This is a genomic window from Aeromonas jandaei (assembly GCF_037890695.1).
Classification (GTDB): Bacteria; Pseudomonadota; Gammaproteobacteria; order Enterobacterales; family Aeromonadaceae; genus Aeromonas; species Aeromonas jandaei.
Genome location: NZ_CP149571.1, coordinates 4,471,235 through 4,491,389 on the forward strand (window position 1 = coordinate 4,471,235; position 20,155 = coordinate 4,491,389).

At 60.5% G+C, this 20,155-nt stretch carries 6 protein-coding genes and 2 tRNA genes; 2 read left to right on the forward strand and 6 right to left on the reverse strand.

Annotated elements, in window-relative coordinates; all coding sequences use genetic code 11:
- Window positions 1-75: 75 nt before the first annotated feature.
- The 3 genes from WE862_RS21040 to WE862_RS21050 all read right to left on the reverse strand — a co-directional run bounded on the left by WE862_RS21040 (window position 76) and on the right by WE862_RS21050 (window position 1,944).
- A complete protein-coding gene (locus tag WE862_RS21040) occupies window positions 76-1,350 on the reverse strand; it encodes an alpha/beta fold hydrolase (RefSeq protein WP_042030852.1) in 1,275 nt (424 codons plus the stop codon).
- 438 nt (window positions 1,351-1,788) lie between these two features.
- Window positions 1,789-1,864 (reverse strand) — tRNA-Asn (locus tag WE862_RS21045).
- 4 nt (window positions 1,865-1,868) lie between these two features.
- Window positions 1,869-1,944, reverse strand: a tRNA-Phe gene (locus WE862_RS21050).
- A 264-nt stretch (window positions 1,945-2,208) separates the two neighbouring features.
- Between WE862_RS21050 and rraB the strand changes: the two genes are divergently transcribed.
- On the forward strand, window positions 2,209-2,544 hold the full coding sequence (rraB, locus tag WE862_RS21055) for a ribonuclease E inhibitor RraB (protein ID WP_033114697.1): 336 nt from the start codon (window positions 2,209-2,211) through the stop codon (window positions 2,542-2,544).
- Between the two features lie 63 nt (window positions 2,545-2,607).
- Here the strand turns inward: rraB and WE862_RS21060 are convergent, their stop codons facing one another.
- Window positions 2,608-4,572 (reverse strand): sensor domain-containing protein, encoded by a 1,965-nt coding sequence (locus WE862_RS21060; RefSeq protein ID WP_042030854.1) that lies wholly within the window; start codon window positions 4,570-4,572, stop codon window positions 2,608-2,610.
- A gap of 176 nt (window positions 4,573-4,748) precedes the next feature.
- Between WE862_RS21060 and WE862_RS21065 the strand changes: the two genes are divergently transcribed.
- Window positions 4,749-5,243 (forward strand): hypothetical protein, encoded by a 495-nt coding sequence (locus tag WE862_RS21065; RefSeq protein ID WP_033114575.1) that lies wholly within the window; start codon window positions 4,749-4,751, stop codon window positions 5,241-5,243.
- 73 nt (window positions 5,244-5,316) lie between these two features.
- Here the strand turns inward: WE862_RS21065 and WE862_RS21070 are convergent, their stop codons facing one another.
- Both WE862_RS21070 and WE862_RS21075 read right to left on the reverse strand, forming a co-directional pair.
- The gene (locus WE862_RS21070) at window positions 5,317-9,237 is read right to left on the reverse strand and encodes a choice-of-anchor K domain-containing protein (protein ID WP_339058676.1); all 3,921 of its coding nucleotides are present in this window, start codon (window positions 9,235-9,237) and stop codon (window positions 5,317-5,319) included.
- Window positions 9,209-19,957 carry a retention module-containing protein gene (locus WE862_RS21075; RefSeq protein WP_339058677.1) on the reverse strand — a complete coding sequence of 3,583 codons (10,749 nt, stop codon included), beginning with the start codon at window positions 19,955-19,957 and terminating at the stop codon, window positions 9,209-9,211. Before WE862_RS21075 ends, WE862_RS21070 begins: the two co-directional genes overlap by 29 nt.
- Window positions 19,958-20,155 lie beyond the last annotated feature (198 nt).

Below are 20,155 nucleotides of genomic sequence, written 5' to 3' on the forward strand. Positions count from 1 at the left end.
GACATAACAGCAAGCAACGAAAAAGGGGCCGATATGGCCCCTTGTTTTATCCGCAATCCGGCGTATCTATCCGCCTCAGCGATCCCGGTTCAGGGCGATGAGTTTGTCGAGCACCACCTCACCATCAGCCCGCAAGCCGTTGTGTTCATACTCGTTGGTGATCCAGGCGCGGCTGCTACCCAAGCCCCGCAGCGTCTCGCGGCTGTAATCAAACTCCACGTACATATCCTCGGCATAGACGGCGCAGGCCACCGGCACCTTGTTGCGGGCCAGCTGGGCCGGGTCATAGAGCGGCCCCCAATCCGCCTTGTTGGCCAACAGATGGGCAGCCTCTTTCAGGGGCAGCAACTCGCGGAACTGCTCGAACATCCAGGGGAAGATCATCTCGCCAGTGAAGGCAAAATCCTTGCCGGGTGCCCAGTTCAGTTCGGGAAGTTCCTCTCTGACCCGGGCGGCGGCCCAGCGAGTCGCCTCCCCTTCGGCATAGATGGCCTCGTGCAGGATGGCGAACAGCGGATTGGTATTGAATGGCTGCATGCTCTGCACCTGATAGAGAAATGCCGGGCTCAGCTTGTCGCCGATAAAGGCCTCTTCCAGCAGATAATAGAGCTCCTCGAAAGCGCCCGTGGCCCCCAGATCCAGCCCCTGCTGCTGGAACTGCTCCACCGTCAGGCGCTGACCATTGGGCAGCCGCACATCGTGCTGGTGCAGATGGTTGGCCAGCCGGTTGGCGATGGGCTGGGCATGGGGGAAGCGGGCAAAGAAGGCGCGATTCTTGTCGGCCACCCGTTGATAGGTAGCACGGTAGACCTCCTCTGCGCTGCGGCCAATCGGCGCGATGCCACCGGTGATATAGACCTCCCGCAGGCTGTCGGGGAAGAGCGAGAGGTAGGTCAGGCAGCAGAAGCCGCCAAAGCTCTGACCCAGCAGGCTCCAGCGGTGGGAGGGGCTCAGCTCCAGCCGGATAAACTCGGCGTCCCGCACTATGTTGTCAGCACGAAAATGGCTGAGATAGTGCGCCTGCTCGGCCGGGGTCATTTTGGCCAGTGAATGACTGTGGATCGGGCTCGACATGCCGGTGCCCCGCTGATCGAGCAGTACCACCCGAAACTCTTCGAGCGCCCGCTTGAGCCAGCCACTGTTGGCGCTTGGGCGCGGCGCCCCGAAACCGGGACCGCCTTGCAAAAAGAGCAGCCAGGGGAGCTTGTCATCGAGCCGATCCTTGCGGCACAAAGTGCGAGCAAAGAGGGTCAGGCTCTCGCCATCAGGATCGTCGTGATCGAGTGGAACGGTAAAAAAGTGCGGCTCGCAGTGAACGCCGTCCAGTACGTAGTGCAGTGGGCTGCTCATCTTGACTCTCTCCATGTCGAGGTCGGAATAGGCTCAGCCCCATCTTAGCCCTGCTCGCCAGCCGGGTCATGCCGCTTTTTGCGAATGTGGAGGCTGGTTCAAAGGGTGCAAAAAAGAGGATTGAACCGCGTTGTCAGGGAGGTGATTGCTTGCTGAATTATTCTCCTGGCCGGGAGATTGACGCCATGCCCCCATTCAACAAAGATGGCGAGCCTGCAGAGGAGTGCAGGGATTCAGGCCGTCAAAATGGATAAGGGAACGTGATGAAACCGAAGTGGATCAGGGCCGGAAAAAGAGAGAAAAAACCATGCCCAGGCAGCATGTTGCAGACCGGCATGTTGCTGTTCAGTGCCACCTGTGGCGCGACGCTCTTTTTAGCCGCGTGCAACGGCAACTAGAAATGAAAAAGCCCGCTCGATTGAGCGGGCTTTTCGAATTTGGCTCCTCCTACTGGACTTGAACCAGTGACATACGGATTAACAGTCCGCCGTTCTACCGACTGAACTAAGGAGGAATTGTGGTGCCCAGAGACGGAATCGAACCGCCGACACGGGGATTTTCAATCCCCTGCTCTACCGACTGAGCTATCTGGGCAACGGCGCGCATTAAACCCTTTCCGGCGCACGGTGTCAACCACGCTGGCACGATAAAAAGTTCGTTCGCTCAACAACTGAACGTAACGGGTGGTTATTGGCCGCTTCGGGGCAAAAAATGGGCTCGCCACACCACTCTCCTGTGCCATTCATCACCAAACAGCGGGAAATCAGCGCTTCTGCAGGTTTGCCGCATTGAGCCGGATGCGCTGTGCGAGTATGCTTTGCCGCAACGATACCGCCTGGAGGCAACATGAGTCTGAATATGCAAGAGTGGCGTGAAGAGACCACAGAGATCGTCAACGAGCTGCTGGCCGACGGCAGCAACCCTGACGCGGATTACGACATTGAACACCACTTCGCCTGCCAGGATTTCGACCGTCTGGAAAAAGCAGCGGTTGACCTGTTCAAGGCCGGTTTTGAAGTGACCGATGCCGAAGAGATGGAACTGGATGACGGCGCCACCATCTTCTGCTTCGATGCCACCATCGAGTGCAAGCTGAATGTCGAAGCCATCGTGGCCGATATAGCCAAGATGCTGCCCATCCTCGAAAAATACGGGGTGGACTACGATGGCTGGGGCACCTACTTCCAGGATTGATCCTGCCCCCATCGCCAAACAACAAGGCCACCGCGAGGTGGCCTTGTTGTTTCTGGCACAAAGTCAGCCCAGATAGCTGGCGGCGAACTCCTGCGGCGGCAGCGGCCGGCTGAACAGGTAGCCCTGCAGACGATCGCAACCGGCATCGGTCAGCCACTGCTGCTGCTCCGGCGTCTCCACCCCCTCGGCCGTGATGCGGATACCGAGTTCATGGCCCAGCCCGATGACGGAACGCACGATAGCGGTCGTCGCCGTGTTGCTGGCAAGCCCCTGGGTAAAACTGCGGTCCAGCTTGAGGGTCGCGACCTTGAGCCGCGGCAGATAGGCCAGCGAGCAGTAGCCGGTGCCGAAGTCATCGATGGCCAGCTGGAAGCCGGCAGCTATCAGGTTGTCGAGGTTGGTCTCTATCTGGTCGGCATTCTCCATCAGAACCCCTTCGGTGATCTCCAGCTCCAGCTGACTGGCCTTGAGCCCATGGCGGACGATACAACCCTGTACCAGCTCGCACAGGGCCGGATCACGAAATTGTAGCGGCGAGAGGTTGATGGAGAGCATCATCTCCGGGCAAGCCGCCTGCCACTGCGCCAGCTGGGCGCAGCCCTGCTCCAGCATCAACTGACCAAGCTGGCCGATCACCCCCATCTCTTCTGCCAGCGGAATGAACTCGTCGGGGGAGATCATCCCCAGCTCGGGATGAGGCCAGCGGCAGAGCAGCTCGGCGCCATGCAACCGGAGCGTTCTGCTGCAGACGATGGGTTGATAGACCGCAACCAGCTGAGCCGACTTGATGGCCAGTGGCAGCTGGGCCGCGATGAGCTGACGCCGCTTGAGCTTGGCATGGAGCTCAGGATCGAACAGGGTGGTGTAGTGCTGCTGCCGTTTGCCCTGCGCCAGTGCCGCCTCCGCATGGCTGAGCAGCCGTTCGGCATCATTGGCCTTGCCCTGAGCCAGCCCGAGGAAAACCGGGATCTGGATGCGGTGCTCTTCCACCTGATAGTGCTCCATCAGCTGCTGCTGCAACTGCTGGCTCCACCCTTGCAACGGCTCGTTGAGCTCGGGCAGCAGCAGGCTGAAGTCATCAGCCGCCACCCGGCACAGCAGCGAGCGCGGCGGCGCCAGCTGCTGCAGCCGCTTGGCTACCTGACTGAGCAGGCGATCGGCAATCCGAATCCCGAAGCGATCGTTGATCTCGCGAAAATGGTGCAGGTCGACCAGCACCAGCGTGGCATTGCGGCCACCGAGATGACGGCTGGTCTGCAGAAAGCGGGAGAGCTTGAGCAAGCCGGTCAGGCTGTCGTAGTGCTGCTCCTGTTGCAGCTGGGCCTGAGTGGTACGCAGCCCCGTGATATCGCGACCCAGCGTCAGCACGCCGAGGGAGTGGCCATCACCATCGGACACATCCACCCGGGTGATCTCCATATGCCGCCCCTTGCCACTGGCGTCCAGCAGACAACACTCTCCCTGATCCATCCCTTGCGGCGCAGAAAGGCGATAGGGGATCTGATGGCCCAGCACCTCCCCGGCTCGCTGTCCGATAAAGTCGAGAAACGCCTGATTGCACTCAAGCAGCACGCCGTTATGGTCATCGAAGCGGATAATATCGGGGATCGCATCCAGCAAAAACCGCTGCAATACCTGCTGGTTCTTGACCGTCTGTTCGAGGTTTTTCCGTTGCGCAATCTCGTTGACCACGCCAAACACGGCATAAGGCTCGCCCTGCTGGTCATAGAGCGGCACCTTGTGGATCTCCATCCAGCTGGTGTTGCCACCGCTGTTGCAGTGGAGCTGCTGGTAAAGCAGCGGCTCCCCCTTCGCCAGCAGTTGTCTGTCCTCCTCGCCAAAGATGTCTCCCCACGGCATCTGCGCATTCGTCTTGCCGACCACCTCGGCAGGCGAGGGATAGCCTGCCTCGCAGGCAAACATGCGGTTGGCAAAGAGGTAGCGCCCATGCTTATCCCGACAGAAGATACTCATTGGCAGATGGTCGATGATCTGCTGCAGCAGATCCGGGGTGAGCATGTTGTTCACAGGGACGCTTATGGAGGAATTTCGAGCAAATCTATGATAGCAAACCGGTTTTGTAAAGCGACCTGACTGGCACAATAACACGCTCGATGCAGGATGCTTGCTGACAGAGATTGTCGCTCCGGAGATAATAGGCGCCGGTTGGCCAATGGCCGGATGAAATGGACGAGAGAAAGAAGATGAAAAAGATTATGGGAGGCGCTCTGGCGCTGCTGCTGGTCGGTTGTGCCGGTGACAACAATGGTGGTGAAGAGTACCGCTACAACCCGCCGATTGCCAAGGCGACCAACAATACCCAGGAGATGGCGATCCCGGTTGACCTGGTATGGGCCCGTGCCGAGAAGTGGTTCACCGATCACGGCCTCAACATCGAAAACAGCCAGCGCGGTTCCGGCCTGATGACCGCCAACGTCGAGCACTCTGCCGACGGTCTGGAGTGGCTGGATTGCGGCACCATGGGCTCCAAAGTAGCACTGGGTAACCCCAACCTGCAGATCAACCTGATCATCACCCAGAGCGGCAACAGCAGCGTGGCGACCGTCAACGTCAAGGGCAACACCGAGCTGTTCTTCGTTGAGTCCTCAGGCGAGCGCGTACCGGCCCCCTCCATCAAGCCGGTCTGCGTCTCCCGCGGCACCCTGGAGCAGAGCCTGTTCGCCACCCTCGGCAACTGATTTTTCTTCACTTCAAAATAAAAAAGCGGCAGATTTCTCTGCCGCTTTTTATTGCGTAGCTATTAGTTAGTGCTTATGGCTTGTCAATATCGAGCATGTGATTATTCAACATGTAATCGATCACCTGATTGGACGTGGTCGCCGAACCGCCCGTCAGCGTGCCAAAGGTGTGGTTCATCAACACGATTTCTTGGGTAATCGCAGAAGTAGAGCTGCCCTCCCTGACCTGCAGATGCCCCCCTTCATTGTCCTCAAACACCGAGAGCAGGCTCTTCAGATCGTTCTGGTTGCGAGAACCGTCGTGATCCAGCAGATCGCGCAGATCCAGTTTGTCACCTTCCGAAAGATTGACTGTGCCTGACCCCTTGTTGAAGTCCATGATGTAATCCTTGGTCAGAGAACCGGATACAGTATCCCCCTGATTCCAGACGAAAGTATCTGAGCCGCCGTCACCACGCATCACATCGTTGCCGAGCCCACCGATCAGGATATCGTTCCCCAGACCGCCACGCAGTGCATCGTTGTGACTGCCGCCATCGATATAGTCGTCACCGGTACCACCAAACAAGATATCCGAACCTGATTGTCCGTAGATCTTGTCATTACCGCTACCGCCATTGACCACATCTGCTTTGCTACTGCTGACATCAACACTCAGCAACAGACCGTCGCCATCGAGCATGGCATCAGTGCCAGACAAGCTGCCTGTCATGATGTGATGAGCCTTGAGCTGAGCTACCGTCAGTTGCAACGAATCGTCGGTACCAAATCCATCCGCCCCGGTTTTGCCTGCATAGATCACATCGTTGCCGCTGCCGGTTTCGATGTGGTCATTGCCTGCACCACCACTGACGACCTGATCGAGGCTCCCTTTGTTGTAACTGATACCGGTATGCACATGGTCTGTACCGCCGTTACTGGTGGTGACCTCGCCCAGCAGATTCCCACCAAAGGCAACATCCAGGCGATCAGGGTTAGCCGCATTTTCGCCATTGCGCACAACGATAGAGTCGTTGAGGTCGGTACCATCTACCGTCAACGGCAGATGAACCGGTACCCCGTTGCTGTCCACCGGATTGACGCTGATGGTCAGAGTACTGTTGGTAGTGTCGCCATCGCCATCCCGCACGCTGTAGCTGAACACCTCGCGTGCATCAGCCGGGATTTGGCTGCCATTCTTGGTGACCTGATAGGTATAGGCACCGTTGGCCAGAATGGTCAGCACCCCGTACAGACCAACTACCTGGGTACCCGCACCATTGGTATAGGTGGTCGAGCTGCTGCCTACTCCGTAGCCAATGACACTCAAACCACCATCAGCACCGGCAAGATCGTTGGCCAGCACATTGCCTGTAGTCTGTGGCAACTGATAACCAGAACCCTCTACCAACTTGACGATCAGATCGAAGCTGTTGCTGGCATTTTCGTTGGTGTAGATAGTCTTCACTACGTTGCCACCGGTATCGCGGAAGCCCAGCACCTCAAGACTGTAGACCTTGCCTTCAAAGTTGAAGCTCGCGGTCGCAGTTCCGATAGTGATGATATCTCGCGGATCGGCCCCATCGTTTGGCGTTTCGTTGTGATTAAAGTTGATGGTGACAGTCACGGGAGTCACTCTTCCCATGGAATCGGTGACCGAGAATATCGCCTTCATGGTGACAGCACTAATCGATGTACCGGAAGAGATCGGATAGTTGTAGTGGGTAAAGGTACCCAACTTGATCTCTTCGTTGAGCGGGATCTGCCCATTCAGCGCAGCATCGTTGTCAGCGAATCCGTAACCTGACTTAACTTCATTCTTGCCACCCCAGCGGATCTGATCATTGGCCGAGTCGTTATCCGGACCATCGAAATACTCCAGATTCTTACCACCAACAACATTGATCCAGGACGCCTCAACACCGGAGAACTGGAACGAATCTACCACCACGTTAAGCGTGGCATCATCGACCACAGCAACCGGCACATCATCACGCACGGCCACATCGAAAGAGCCGCTCGCAGTGTCGGAACCAGCTTTGCTCACCTCATAATTCACCGTGAGACGCAGCTCATCCTGACTGCTCAATACGCTGCTTTGACCATCCACAAGGTGGCTGAGCGGCTTGATCAGGGTGAAGGTATAGCTCGGTGGATTCGAATTGTTGTCTACCGTTACGGTAAAGGCCACATTGGCCGGGTTGGTTCCAAAGTAACCTTTGAGACCCGCACCATCCTGCACCACATTCACGGGCTGGCCATCAATGCCGGTAATGCCGCTCAAGCCGGTAATGCTGACCAGCTTGAGCTGAACGCCGGATACGTTGCTACCATTGCCATCGGTAACCTGCAGCGATTGGGTAACCGAGAGCGGACCGCTGGTCGGCGCCCCGACAGGCTCGGGCAAACCGGCGTTGCCACCAGACAAACCATCCTCATCAACCAGACCGACACCGAGCCGCACCGAGAGATCATTGTCGACTATGGTGCCGGTACCGGAAACGCCCCCTACCGAGATCGCCAGCGTTTCTGTGAACTCGGGCAGTGTGTCGTTTACCGTATTCAGCGATACAGTGAAACTCGATACTCCGGCAGGCACGGTTATCTTGCCGGTGGTGCTGTTGTAGGTCACCCCGTTGGTAAACTGCAAAGCTCCCCAATCAGCACTGCTGGCAGCATGAGCACCGCTGCCAGCAATGGAGAGGCTGTACTCGGTAGCCACATTGGTCGCCCCGCTCAGGGTGACAACATGTTGCAGAGCCCCCCCCTCAGTCACACTGGCATTCGACACCCCCATTACATCGGGGCGAACCAGCGGATTGACCGCGAAACTGCCTTGCGAGCCATCACCATCGCGATCGTAAGCTTTAAATGTAAAGTCAATATCACCGTCAGCAGGACGCTGCATCTCGGCATACTGGAAGAACTCCCATTTGCCTGTGGCAGGTGTGAACTCCATCTTAAAGATCAGACTGCCATTGCTGTCTTTACCAAGCAGGGTATTAGCCCCATCGGCGGTGATCGCGATAGCCAGACCGGCAACTGTCTTGAGGCCGGATTCGACCGTACCGGTGACCAGTTCGAAACGTCCTTTACCATCAGCCCCCCACTGCGGATCGAGCGTGCCCGAACCATAGGCAATCGCCTGCGGGGTAGAGGAACCAAGGAACTCGATAGACTTGACAGTAAAGTCACTGTTGTCACCCCAGCTGGCCGACTTGCCGTTATCGGTCGCCTTGATCACCATGGTGTCAAAACCGCCCTGCTGAACCTGGAAGTTGGCAGCATAATCACCATTGGCAGCATTCGAGCTGAATGTCTGTGTTGCAACCAGTTTACCGTCGCGCCAGAACTCGACCACACCGCACTCGAGTTCTGCACCATAGATCTTGCTGAACTCGATCTTGGCGCCATATGCCACAGTACCCGCATCCAGCTTGATCACCAACTCCTCGGATACACTCGAACCATCAGCAAATTTGCGGAAATCGATCTCATTATCAATGTTGTGATAAGGCGCGCTCGTGCTCTTGACGCCTAGCCCGTCAACGGACGCATTGACCTTGGCATCAACGAGCCTGGAGGAAGTCGAAGACTCGAATCCCCGTGCCGTGATAGTGAATTTGCCCGCATCAATGCTGCCGCTATCCCCGACATACCCGGTCAGGCTGAACTTGCCGGTCAACACATCCGGGATACTGGTTTTCACCAGAGATACTGCCGCCATGTCACCAGCGATTGGCGCGTCATCCTCAACTGTGATAGGCAGCGAACCGACCGTAGTGCTCTGTCCATCAGAAACAGAAACTCCGACGTTGAAGCTCAGCGTGTCCTCGGCACCAGTCACCGGATGATCGAGAGCTCCTTTCAGAGTAACGTCATAGCCCCAATCTCCTTTAGTACTTCCTGCAGGCGCGGTCAGTTTGACATCAAGCACAGCCTTATAGTCCGCACCACCCAAGGTACCGGTATACCCGGTCAACACTTTACCTGATGCATCCCAGTTCCACTTCACATCCAGCCCGCCGGACTTGAGTCCGGATCGAGCCAGAGAGGCTGACCGTCACGCTACTGCTATCGACATCCCCCACGGTAATAGTGCCGCTGGCGACGGTCGCATTGGTGGTATCTGTATTACCTGCGTTATCAGGCAACCCGTTGGCCAACCCCTCTTCGGACACCACCGCAGGTTTATTGATCACCACGGTAGGGGGAGCGTCGTTGTCCACAATGACGGTCTCAGCACTACCTTTTCCATTTACTATCGAAATAGCTTCAAATGCTGAATTGATCTTCACACCACTGATAGTGACAGCAAGCTTTTCATCCATCTCATAAATGGTGTCGTTTACTGTAGTAACAGTAAATTCGGCTTTGCCGTTTGCACCGATGGTCACGCTGGCCGGACGACCGCTGGTGTCGCCATCATTGGCCGCCGCCCCGCTCCATGCCAAGTTCAGGGTCACCACTTTGCCTGCCGGCAGTGTCACGGCATTGCCGTCCTTGTCCACCAGGCTCACGGTGTATTTGAGCGCGCCACCTTCCACCACGCTGGATTGATCCACCTCGATCTGGGCATACACGGTGTCTTCCGCTCCCGGTACCGCCTCGTCAGTGATGGTGGTGGTCACCGCACCCGGCAGCGCCGGCGCCTTCTCGTAGCCACCGCCACTGGTGCCGCTCACGCTCACCTTGAACTGCTCGGCCGGCTCGGCATAGACGTCATCCTTGGTCGCCACGTCGAAGCTCACCGAGGTGGTCCCCGCCTTGATGACCACATCTCGGGTCACCGCCTGGACATCCCCCTCGTCGGTGGTGATATGGCCCACCACCACCTTGACGGTCAGATCGGTTTTCGGTGCATCGCTGATGCTCAGGGTGTAGCTCGCCTTGCCCCCCTCGACCACATTGGCATCGCCGGTCAGGGTCAGGGTCGGGGCATCCTTCGGCTGGTCAGGGCTGCCATCCTCGTCAGTGATGGTGGTGGTCACCGCACCCGGCAGCGCCGGCGCCTTCTCGTAGCCACCGCCACTGGTGCCGCTCACGCTCACCCGGAACTGCTCGGCCGGCTCGGCATAGACGTCATCCTTGGTCGCCACGTCGAAGCTCACCGAGGTGGTCCCCGCCTTGATGACCACATCGCGGGTCACCGCCTGGACATCCCCCTCGTCGGTGGTGATATGGCCCACCACCACCTTGACGGTCAGATCGGTTTTCGGTGCATCGCTGATGCTCAGGGTGTAGCTCGCCTTGCCCCCCTCGACCACATTGGCATCGCCGGTCAGGGTCAGGGTCGGGGCATCCTTCGGCTGGTCAGGGCTGCCATCCTCGTCAGTGATGGTGGTGGTCACCGCACCCGGCAGCGCCGGCGCCTTCTCGTAGCCACCGCCACTGGTGCCGCTCACGCTCACCTTGAACTGCTCGGCCGGCTCGGCATAGACGTCATCCTTGGTCGCCACGTCGAAGCTCACCGAGGTGGTGCCCGCCTTGATGACCACATCGCGGGTCACCGCCTGGACATCCCCCTCGTCGGTGGTGATATGGCCCACCACCACCTTGACGGTCAGATCGGTTTTCGGTGCATCGCTGATGCTCAGGGTGTAGCTCGCCTTGCCCCCCTCAACCACATTGGCATCGCCGGTCAGGGTCAGGGTCGGGGCATCCTTCGGCTGGTCAGGGCTGCCATCCTCGTCAGTGATGGTGGTGGTCACCGCACCCGGCAGCGCCGGCGCCTTCTCGTAGCCACCGCCACTGGTGCCGCTCACGCTCACCCGGAACTGCTCGGCCGGCTCGGCATAGACGTCATCCTTGGTCGCCACGTCGAAGCTCACCGAGGTGGTGCCCGCCTTGATGACCACATCGCGGGTCACCGCCTGGACATCCCCCTCGTCGGTGGTGATATGGCCCACCACCACCTTGACGGTCAGATCGGTTTTCGGTGCATCGCTGATGCTCAGGGTGTAGCTCGCCTTGCCCCCCTCAACCACATTGGCATCGCCGGTCAGGGTCAGGGTCGGGGCATCCTTCGGCTGGTCAGGGCTGCCATCCTCGTCAGTGATGGTGGTGGTCACCGCACCCGGCAGCGCCGGCGCCTTCTCGTAGCCACCGCCACTGGTGCCGCTCACGCTCACCCGGAACTGCTCGGCCGGCTCGGCATAGACGTCATCCTTGGTCGCCACGTCGAAGCTCACCGAGGTGGTGCCCGCCTTGATGACCACATCGCGGGTCACCGCCTGGACATCCCCCTCGTCGGTGGTGATATGGCCCACCACCACCTTGACGGTCAGATCGGTTTTCGGTGCATCGCTGATGCTCAGGGTGTAGCTCGCCTTGCCCCCCTCAACCACATTGGCATCGCCGGTCAGGGTCAGGGTCGGGGCATCCTTCGGCTGGTCAGGGCTGCCATCCTCGTCAGTGATGGTGGTGGTCACCGCACCCGGCAGCGCCGGCGCCTTCTCGTAGCCACCGCCACTGGTGCCGCTCACGCTCACCCGGAACTGCTCGGCCGGCTCGGCATAGACGTCATCCTTGGTCGCCACGTCGAAGCTCACCGAGGTGGTCCCCGCCTTGATGACCACATCGCGGGTCACCGCCTGGACATCCCCCTCGTCGGTGGTGATATGGCCCACCACCACCTTGACGGTCAGATCGGTTTTCGGTGCATCGCTGATGCTCAGGGTGTAGCTCGCCTTGCCCCCCTCGACCACATTGGCATCGCCGGTCAGGGTCAGGGTCGGGGCATCCTTCGGCTGGTCAGGGCTGCCATCCTCGTCAGTGATGGTGGTGGTCACCGCACCCGGCAGCGCCGGCGCCTTCTCGTAGCCACCGCCACTGGTGCCGCTCACGCTCACCTTGAACTGCTCGGCCGGCTCGGCATAGACGTCATCCTTGGTCGCCACGTCGAAGCTCACCGAGGTGGTCCCCGCCTTGATGACCACATCGCGGGTCACCGCCTGGACATCCCCCTCGTCGGTGGTGATATGGCCCACCACCACCTTGACGGTCAGATCGGTTTTCGGTGCATCGCTGATGCTCAGGGTGTAGCTCGCCTTGCCCCCCTCAACCACATTGGCATCGCCGGTCAGGGTCAGGGTCGGGGCATCCTTCGGCTGGTCAGGGCTGCCATCCTCGTCAGTGATGGTGGTGGTCACCGCACCCGGCAGCGCCGGCGCCTTCTCGTAGCCACCGCCACTGGTGCCGCTCACGCTCACCCGGAACTGCTCGGCCGGCTCGGCATAGACGTCATCCTTGGTCGCCACGTCGAAGCTCACCGAGGTGGTCCCCGCCTTGATGACCACATCGCGGGTCACCGCCTGGACATCCCCCTCGTCGGTGGTGATATGGCCCACCACCACCTTGACGGTCAGATCGGTTTTCGGTGCATCGCTGATGCTCAGGGTGTAGCTCGCCTTGCCCCCCTCAACCACATTGGCATCGCCGGTCAGGGTCAGGGTCGGGGCATCCTTCGGCTGGTCAGGGCTGCCATCCTCGTCAGTGATGGTGGTGGTCACCGCACCCGGCAGCGCCGGCGCCTTCTCGTAGCCACCGCCACTGGTGCCGCTCACGCTCACCCGGAACTGCTCGGCCGGCTCGGCATAGACGTCATCCTTGGTCGCCACGTCGAAGCTCACCGAGGTGGTCCCCGCCTTGATGACCACATCGCGGGTCACCGCCTGGACATCCCCCTCGTCGGTGGTGATATGGCCCACCACCACCTTGACGGTCAGATCGGTTTTCGGTGCATCGCTGATGCTCAGGGTGTAGCTCGCCTTGCCCCCCTCGACCACATTGGCATCGCCGGTCAGGGTCAGGGTCGGGGCATCCTTCGGCTGGTCAGGGCTGCCATCCTCGTCAGTGATGGTGGTGGTCACCGCACCCGGCAGCGCCGGCGCCTTCTCGTAGCCACCGCCACTGGTGCCGCTCACGCTCACCCGGAACTGCTCGGCCGGCTCGGCATAGACGTCATCCTTGGTCGCCACGTCGAAGCTCACCGAGGTGGTCCCCGCCTTGATGACCACATCGCGGGTCACCGCCTGGACATCCCCCTCGTCGGTGGTGATATGGCCCACCACCACCTTGACGGTCAGATCGGTTTTCGGTGCATCGCTGATGCTCAGGGTGTAGCTCGCCTTGCCCCCCTCGACCACATTGGCATCGCCGGTCAGGGTCAGGGTCGGGGCATCCTTCGGCTGGTCAGGGCTGCCATCCTCGTCAGTGATGGTGGTGGTCACCGCACCCGGCAGCGCCGGCGCCTTCTCGTAGCCACCGCCACTGGTGCCGCTCACGCTCACCTTGAACTGCTCGGCCGGCTCGGCATAGACGTCATCCTTGGTCGCCACGTCGAAGCTCACCGAGGTGGTCCCCGCCTTGATGACCACATCGCGGGTCACCGCCTGGACATCCCCCTCGTCGGTGGTGATATGGCCCACCACCACCTTGACGGTCAGATCGGTTTTCGGTGCATCGCTGATGCTCAGGGTGTAGCTCGCCTTGCCCCCCTCGACCACATTGGCATCGCCAGTCAGGGTCAGAGTCGGTAAATCCTGATCATCCACCACTGTATTGGTGATGGTGCCAGTGCTAACCACATTCTCGTAATTGCCACCACTGGTCTTGTCGATAGTGACGCTCAGTAACTCTTCACCTTGCTGATAAATGTCATCTCCACGAACCGGTACCGGGTCACTGTTAGCGCTGCTGCTGCCCACCGGAATGGTGATCACCACCCCGTTGGAGAGGGTCACGGTCAGCGGGCTGCCGGTGACCGGGTTGCTGACGCTGGCGGTGTAGACAATGCTGCCGCCCTCGGTCACGGTCTGGCCGTTGGTGGCCGAGCTCAGGGTCACCGTGGTGGTGTCCACGGTGTCGGCCACCTCGGTGGTCACCTTGCTGCTGGTGTCCAGCTGCTCGTAGTTGCCACCGCTGCTGCCGGTGATGCTCACCGTCAGGCTGCTGCCATCTTTGTAAACGTCGTCACTCGGGGCATCGACCGTCACGCTGCCGCTCAGCTCGCCCGCCTTGATGGTGATGCTGGCGCCGTTGGACAGGGTCAGCACCAGGTCACTCTGCGGGGCGTTGTTGACACTGGCGCTGTAGGTGATCTGCCCACCTTCGTTGACCTGCGCCGGTGCGCTCAGGGTCACCGTGGTGGTGTCCACGGTGTCGGCCACCTCGGTGGTCACCTTGCTGCTGGTGTCCAGCTGCTCGTAGTTGCCACCGCTGCTGCCGGTGATGCTCACCGTCAGGCTGCTGCCATCTTTGTAAACGTCGTCACTCGGGGCATCGACCGTCACGCTGCCGCTCAGCTCGCCCGCCTTGATGGTGATGCTGGCGCCGTTGGACAGGGTCAGTACCAGGTCACTCTGCGGGGCATTGTTGACACTGGCGCTGTAGGTGATCTGCCCACCTTCGTTGACCTGCGCCGGTGCGCTCAGGGTCACCGTGGTGGTGTCCACGGTGTCGGCCACCTCGGTGGTCACCTTGCTGCTGGTGTCCAGCTGCTCGTAGTTGCCACCGCTGCTGCCGGTGATGCTCACCGTCAGGCTGCTGCCATCTTTGTAAACGTCGTCACTCGGGGCATCGACCGTCACGCTGCCGCTCAGCTCGCCCGCCTTGATGGTGATGCTGGCGCCGTTGGACAGGGTCAGCACCAGGTCACTCTGCGGGGCGTTGTTGACACTGGCGCTGTAGGTGATCTGCCCACCTTCGTTGACCTGCGCCGGTGCGCTCAGGGTCACCGTGGTGGTGTCCACGGTGTCGGCCACCTCGGTGGTCACCTTGCTGCTGGTGTCCAGCTGCTCGTAGTTGCCACCGCTGCTGCCGGTGATGCTCACCGTCAGGCTGCTGCCATCTTTGTAAACGTCGTCACTCGGGGCATCGACCGTCACGCTGCCGCTCAGCTCGCCCGCCTTGATGGTGATGCTGGCGCCGTTGGACAGGGTCAGCACCAGGTCACTCTGCGGGGCGTTGTTGACACTGGCGCTGTAGGTGATCTGCCCACCTTCGTTGACCTGCGCCGGTGCGCTCAGGGTCACCGTGGTGGTGTCCACGGTGTCGGCCACCTCGGTGGTCACCTTGCTGCTGGTGTCCAGCTGCTCGTAGTTGCCACCGCTGCTGCCGGTGATGCTCACCGTCAGGCTGCTGCCATCTTTGTAAACGTCGTCACTCGGGGCATCGACCGTCACGCTGCCGCTCAGCTCGCCCGCCTTGATGGTGATGCTGGCGCCGTTGGACAGGGTCAGCACCAGGTCACTCTGCGGGGCGTTGTTGACACTGGCGCTGTAGGTGATCTGCCCACCTTCGTTGACCTGCGCCGGTGCGCTCAGGGTCACCGTGGTGGTGTCCACGGTGTCGGCCACCTCGGTGGTCACCTTGCTGCTGGTGTCCAGCTGCTCGTAGTTGCCACCGCTGCTGCCGGTGATGCTCACCGTCAGGCTGCTGCCATCTTTGTAAACGTCGTCACTCGGGGCATCGACCGTCACGCTGCCGCTCAGCTCGCCCGCCTTGATGGTGATGCTGGCGCCGTTGGACAGGGTCAGCACCAGGTCACTCTGCGGGGCATTGTTGACACTGGCGCTGTAGGTGATCTGCCCACCTTCGTTGACCTGCGCCGGTGCGCTCAGGGTCACCGTGGTGGTGTCCACGGTGTCGGCCACCTCGGTGGTCACCTTGCTGCTGGTGTCCAGCTGCTCGTAGTTGCCACCGCTGCTGCCGGTGATGCTCACCGTCAGGCTGCTGCCATCTTTGTAAACGTCGTCACTCGGGGCATCGACCGTCACGCTGCCGCTCAGCTCGCCCGCCTTGATGGTGATGCTGGCGCCGTTGGACAGGGTCAGTACCAGGTCACTCTGCGGGGCATTGTTGACACTGGCGCTGTAGGTGATCTGCCCACCTTCGTTGACCTGCGCCGGTGCGCTCAGGGTCACCGTGGTGGTGTCCACGGTGTCGGCCACCTCGGTGGTCACCTTGCTGCTGGTGTCCAGCTGCTCGTAGTTGCCACCGCTGCTGCCGGTGATGCTCACCGTCAGGCTGCTGCCATCTTTGTAAACGTCGTCACTCGGGGCATCGACCGTCACGCTGCCGCTCAGCTCGCCCGCCTTGATGGTGATGCTGGCGCCGTTGGACAGGGTCAGCACCAGGTCACTCTGCGGGGCGTTGTTGACACTGGCGCTGTAGGTGATCTGCCCACCTTCGTTGACCTGCGCCGGTGCGCTCAGGGTCACCGTGGTGGTGTCCACGGTGTCGGCCACCTCGGTGGTCACCTTGCTGCTGGTGTCCAGCTGCTCGTAGTTGCCACCGCTGCTGCCGGTGATGCTCACCGTCAGGCTGCTGCCATCTTTGTAAACGTCGTCACTCGGGGCATCGACCGTCACGCTGCCGCTCAGCTCGCCCGCCTTGATGGTGATGCTGGCGCCGTTGGACAGGGTCAGCACCAGGTCACTCTGCGGGGCGTTGTTGACACTGGCGCTGTAGGTGATCTGCCCACCTTCGTTGACCTGCGCCGGTGCGCTCAGGGTCACCGTGGTGGTGTCCACGGTGTCGGCCACCTCGGTGGTCACCTTGCTGCTGGTGTCCAGCTGCTCGTAGTTGCCACCGCTGCTGCCGGTGATGCTCACCGTCAGGCTGCTGCCATCTTTGTAAACGTCGTCACTCGGGGCATCGACCGTCACGCTGCCGCTCAGCTCGCCCGCCTTGATGGTGATGCTGGCGCCGTTGGACAGGGTCAGTACCAGGTCACTCTGCGGGGCATTGTTGACACTGGCGCTGTAGGTGATCTGCCCACCTTCGTTGACCTGCGCCGGTGCGCTCAGGGTCACCGTGGTGGTGTCCACGGTGTCGGCCACCTCGGTGGTCACCTTGCTGCTGGTGTCCAGCTGCTCGTAGTTGCCACCGCTGCTGCCGGTGATGCTCACCGTCAGGCTGCTGCCATCTTTGTAAACGTCGTCACTCGGGGCATCGACCGTCACGCTGCCGCTCAGCTCGCCCGCCTTGATGGTGATGCTGGCGCCGTTGGACAGGGTCAGCACCAGGTCACTCTGCGGGGCGTTGTTGACACTGGCGCTGTAGGTGATCTGCCCACCTTCGTTGACCTGCGCCGGTGCGCTCAGGGTCACCGTGGTGGTGTCCACGGTGTCGGCCACCTCGGTGGTCACCTTGCTGCTGGTGTCCAGCTGCTCGTAGTTGCCACCGCTGCTGCCGGTGATGCTCACCGTCAGGCTGCTGCCATCTTTGTAAACGTCGTCACTCGGGGCATCGACCGTCACGCTGCCGCTCAGCTCGCCCGCCTTGATGGTGATGCTGGCGCCGTTGGACAGGGTCAGCACCAGGTCACTCTGCGGGGCATTGTTGACACTGGCGCTGTAGGTGATCTGCCCACCTTCGTTGACCTGCGCCGGTGCGCTCAGGGTCACCGTGGTGGTGTCCACGGTGTCGGCCACCTCGGTGGTCACCTTGCTGCTGGTGTCCAGCTGCTCGTAGTTGCCACCGCTGCTGCCGGTGATGCTCACCGTCAGGCTGCTGCCATCTTTGTAAACGTCGTCACTCGGGGCATCGACCGTCACGCTGCCGCTCAGCTCGCCCGCCTTGATGGTGATGCTGGCGCCGTTGGACAGGGTCAGTACCAGGTCACTCTGCGGGGCATTGTTGACACTGGCGCTGTAGGTGATCTGCCCACCTTCGTTGACCTGCGCCGGTGCGCTCAGGGTCACCGTGGTGGTGTCCACGGTGTCGGCCACCTCGGTGGTCACCTTGCTGCTGGTGTCCAGCTGCTCGTAGTTGCCACCGCTGCTGCCGGTGATGCTCACCGTCAGGCTGCTGCCATCTTTGTAAACGTCGTCACTCGGGGCATCGACCGTCACGCTGCCGCTCAGCTCGCCCGCCTTGATGGTGATGCTGGCGCCGTTGGACAGGGTCAGCACCAGGTCACTCTGCGGGGCGTTGTTGACACTGGCGCTGTAGGTGATCTGCCCACCTTCGTTGACCTGCGCCGGTGCGCTCAGGGTCACCGTGGTGGTGTCCACGGTGTCGGCCACCTCGGTGGTCACCTTGCTGCTGGTGTCCAGCTGCTCGTAGTTGCCACCGCTGCTGCCGGTGATGCTCACCGTCAGGCTGCTGCCATCTTTGTAAACGTCGTCACTCGGGGCATCGACCGTCACGCTGCCGCTCAGCTCGCCCGCCTTGATGGTGATGCTGGCGCCGTTGGACAGGGTCAGCACCAGGTCACTCTGCGGGGCGTTGTTGACACTGGCGCTGTAGGTGATCTGCCCACCTTCGTTGACCTGCGCCGGTGCGCTCAGGGTCACCGTGGTGGTGTCCACGGTGTCGGCCACCTCGGTGGTCACCTTGCTGCTGGTGTCCAGCTGCTCGTAGTTGCCACCGCTGCTGCCGGTGATGCTCACCGTCAGGCTGCTGCCATCTTTGTAAACGTCGTCACTCGGGGCATCGACCGTCACGCTGCCGCTCAGCTCGCCCGCCTTGATGGTGATGCTGGCGCCGTTGGACAGGGTCAGCACCAGGTCACTCTGCGGGGCATTGTTGACACTGGCGCTGTAGGTGATCTGCCCACCTTCGTTGACCTGCGCCGGTGCGCTCAGGGTCACCGTGGTGGTGTCCACGGTGTCGGCCACCTCGGTGGTCACCTTGCTGCTGGTGTCCAGCTGCTCGTAGTTGCCACCGCTGCTGCCGGTGATGCTCACCGTCAGGCTGCTGCCATCTTTGTAAACGTCGTCACTCGGGGCATCGACCGTCACGCTGCCGCTCAGCTCGCCCGCCTTGATGGTGATGCTGGCGCCGTTGGACAGGGTCAGCACCAGGTCACTCTGCGGGGCGTTGTTGACACTGGCGCTGTAGGTGATCTGCCCACCTTCGTTGACCTGCGCCGGAGCACCCAGGGTCACTGTGGTGGTATCGATGGTGTCGTTAATCTGGGTGGTTGTTGAAGGACCGGTAATGATCTGGTTGAAACCACCGCCCTGAGTACCAGTGATCGAAACAGTGATCGCGGACGGGTCGACATAGGGGCTGTCGGCAGGCACAGCCACAGTAACGGAACCGGTAGTTTGGCCAGCAGGAATGGTAATGACAGCACCATTTGAGAGAGTAATGACCAGATCGGTGCCAAAAACAGGTACATCAACAGAGGCAGTAAAGGTGATGGAACCGCCTTCATTTACTTGAGGCTGCGCAGAGAGGGTCAGATTGGCGGAGATGAAAGGCTGATCTGCAATGCCTGTCGCATCCAGCGTCGGCGCGGTGCCGTTATTGTAGGTCGTATCAAACCCCGCCTGAGAGATAGTGGCATCCCCTACGCGGTCGATAGTAACAAAGCCGCCGTTACCGCTGGCGCCAGCAACACCGCCGACGCCACCACCACCACCGGCGGCAGGTGCACCACCCGCTGCAGGAGCTTCAAGAGTCTTGGTCGGGTCAGCGCCGCCCAAAATGGCTTGTTGCAGTGCATTGATATCGCTCGGAGTGCCGGGTGCACCGTTTTGTGCCAGCTGGGGTGCATCTCCCTCTTCGGCCGACTCGCTCGGCTGACCGGCCGGCTGCACATTGAACGACTGGTTGCCGCCCATAAAGCTGCCACCATCGGGAGAGACAATCACAGCCCCTTTTGGCAGTACATCCCCTTCAACCAACAGCTTCCGGCTGCCGTCTGCGGCAAGCAGGTAAATCTTTCCTTTGAGTTGGGTTACGGTTACGCCCTGTTCCAAGGTAATGGCATTGGTAATCATGTTCTCTCCTGAATCCTGATTTGCATGCAAAAAGCCACAGCCTACTTTGCACACAGGCAGTGGAAATAACCAGTGAGAAAATTCGAAAGAATAGACTGATTTGGGGCTGAACTGTTCAGCCGGCCAGAAGGGTCGGAGCTAACGGAGGGATATAAAATAAAATCAATTTTATCAGTACATTACAGAAATATGGCAGGA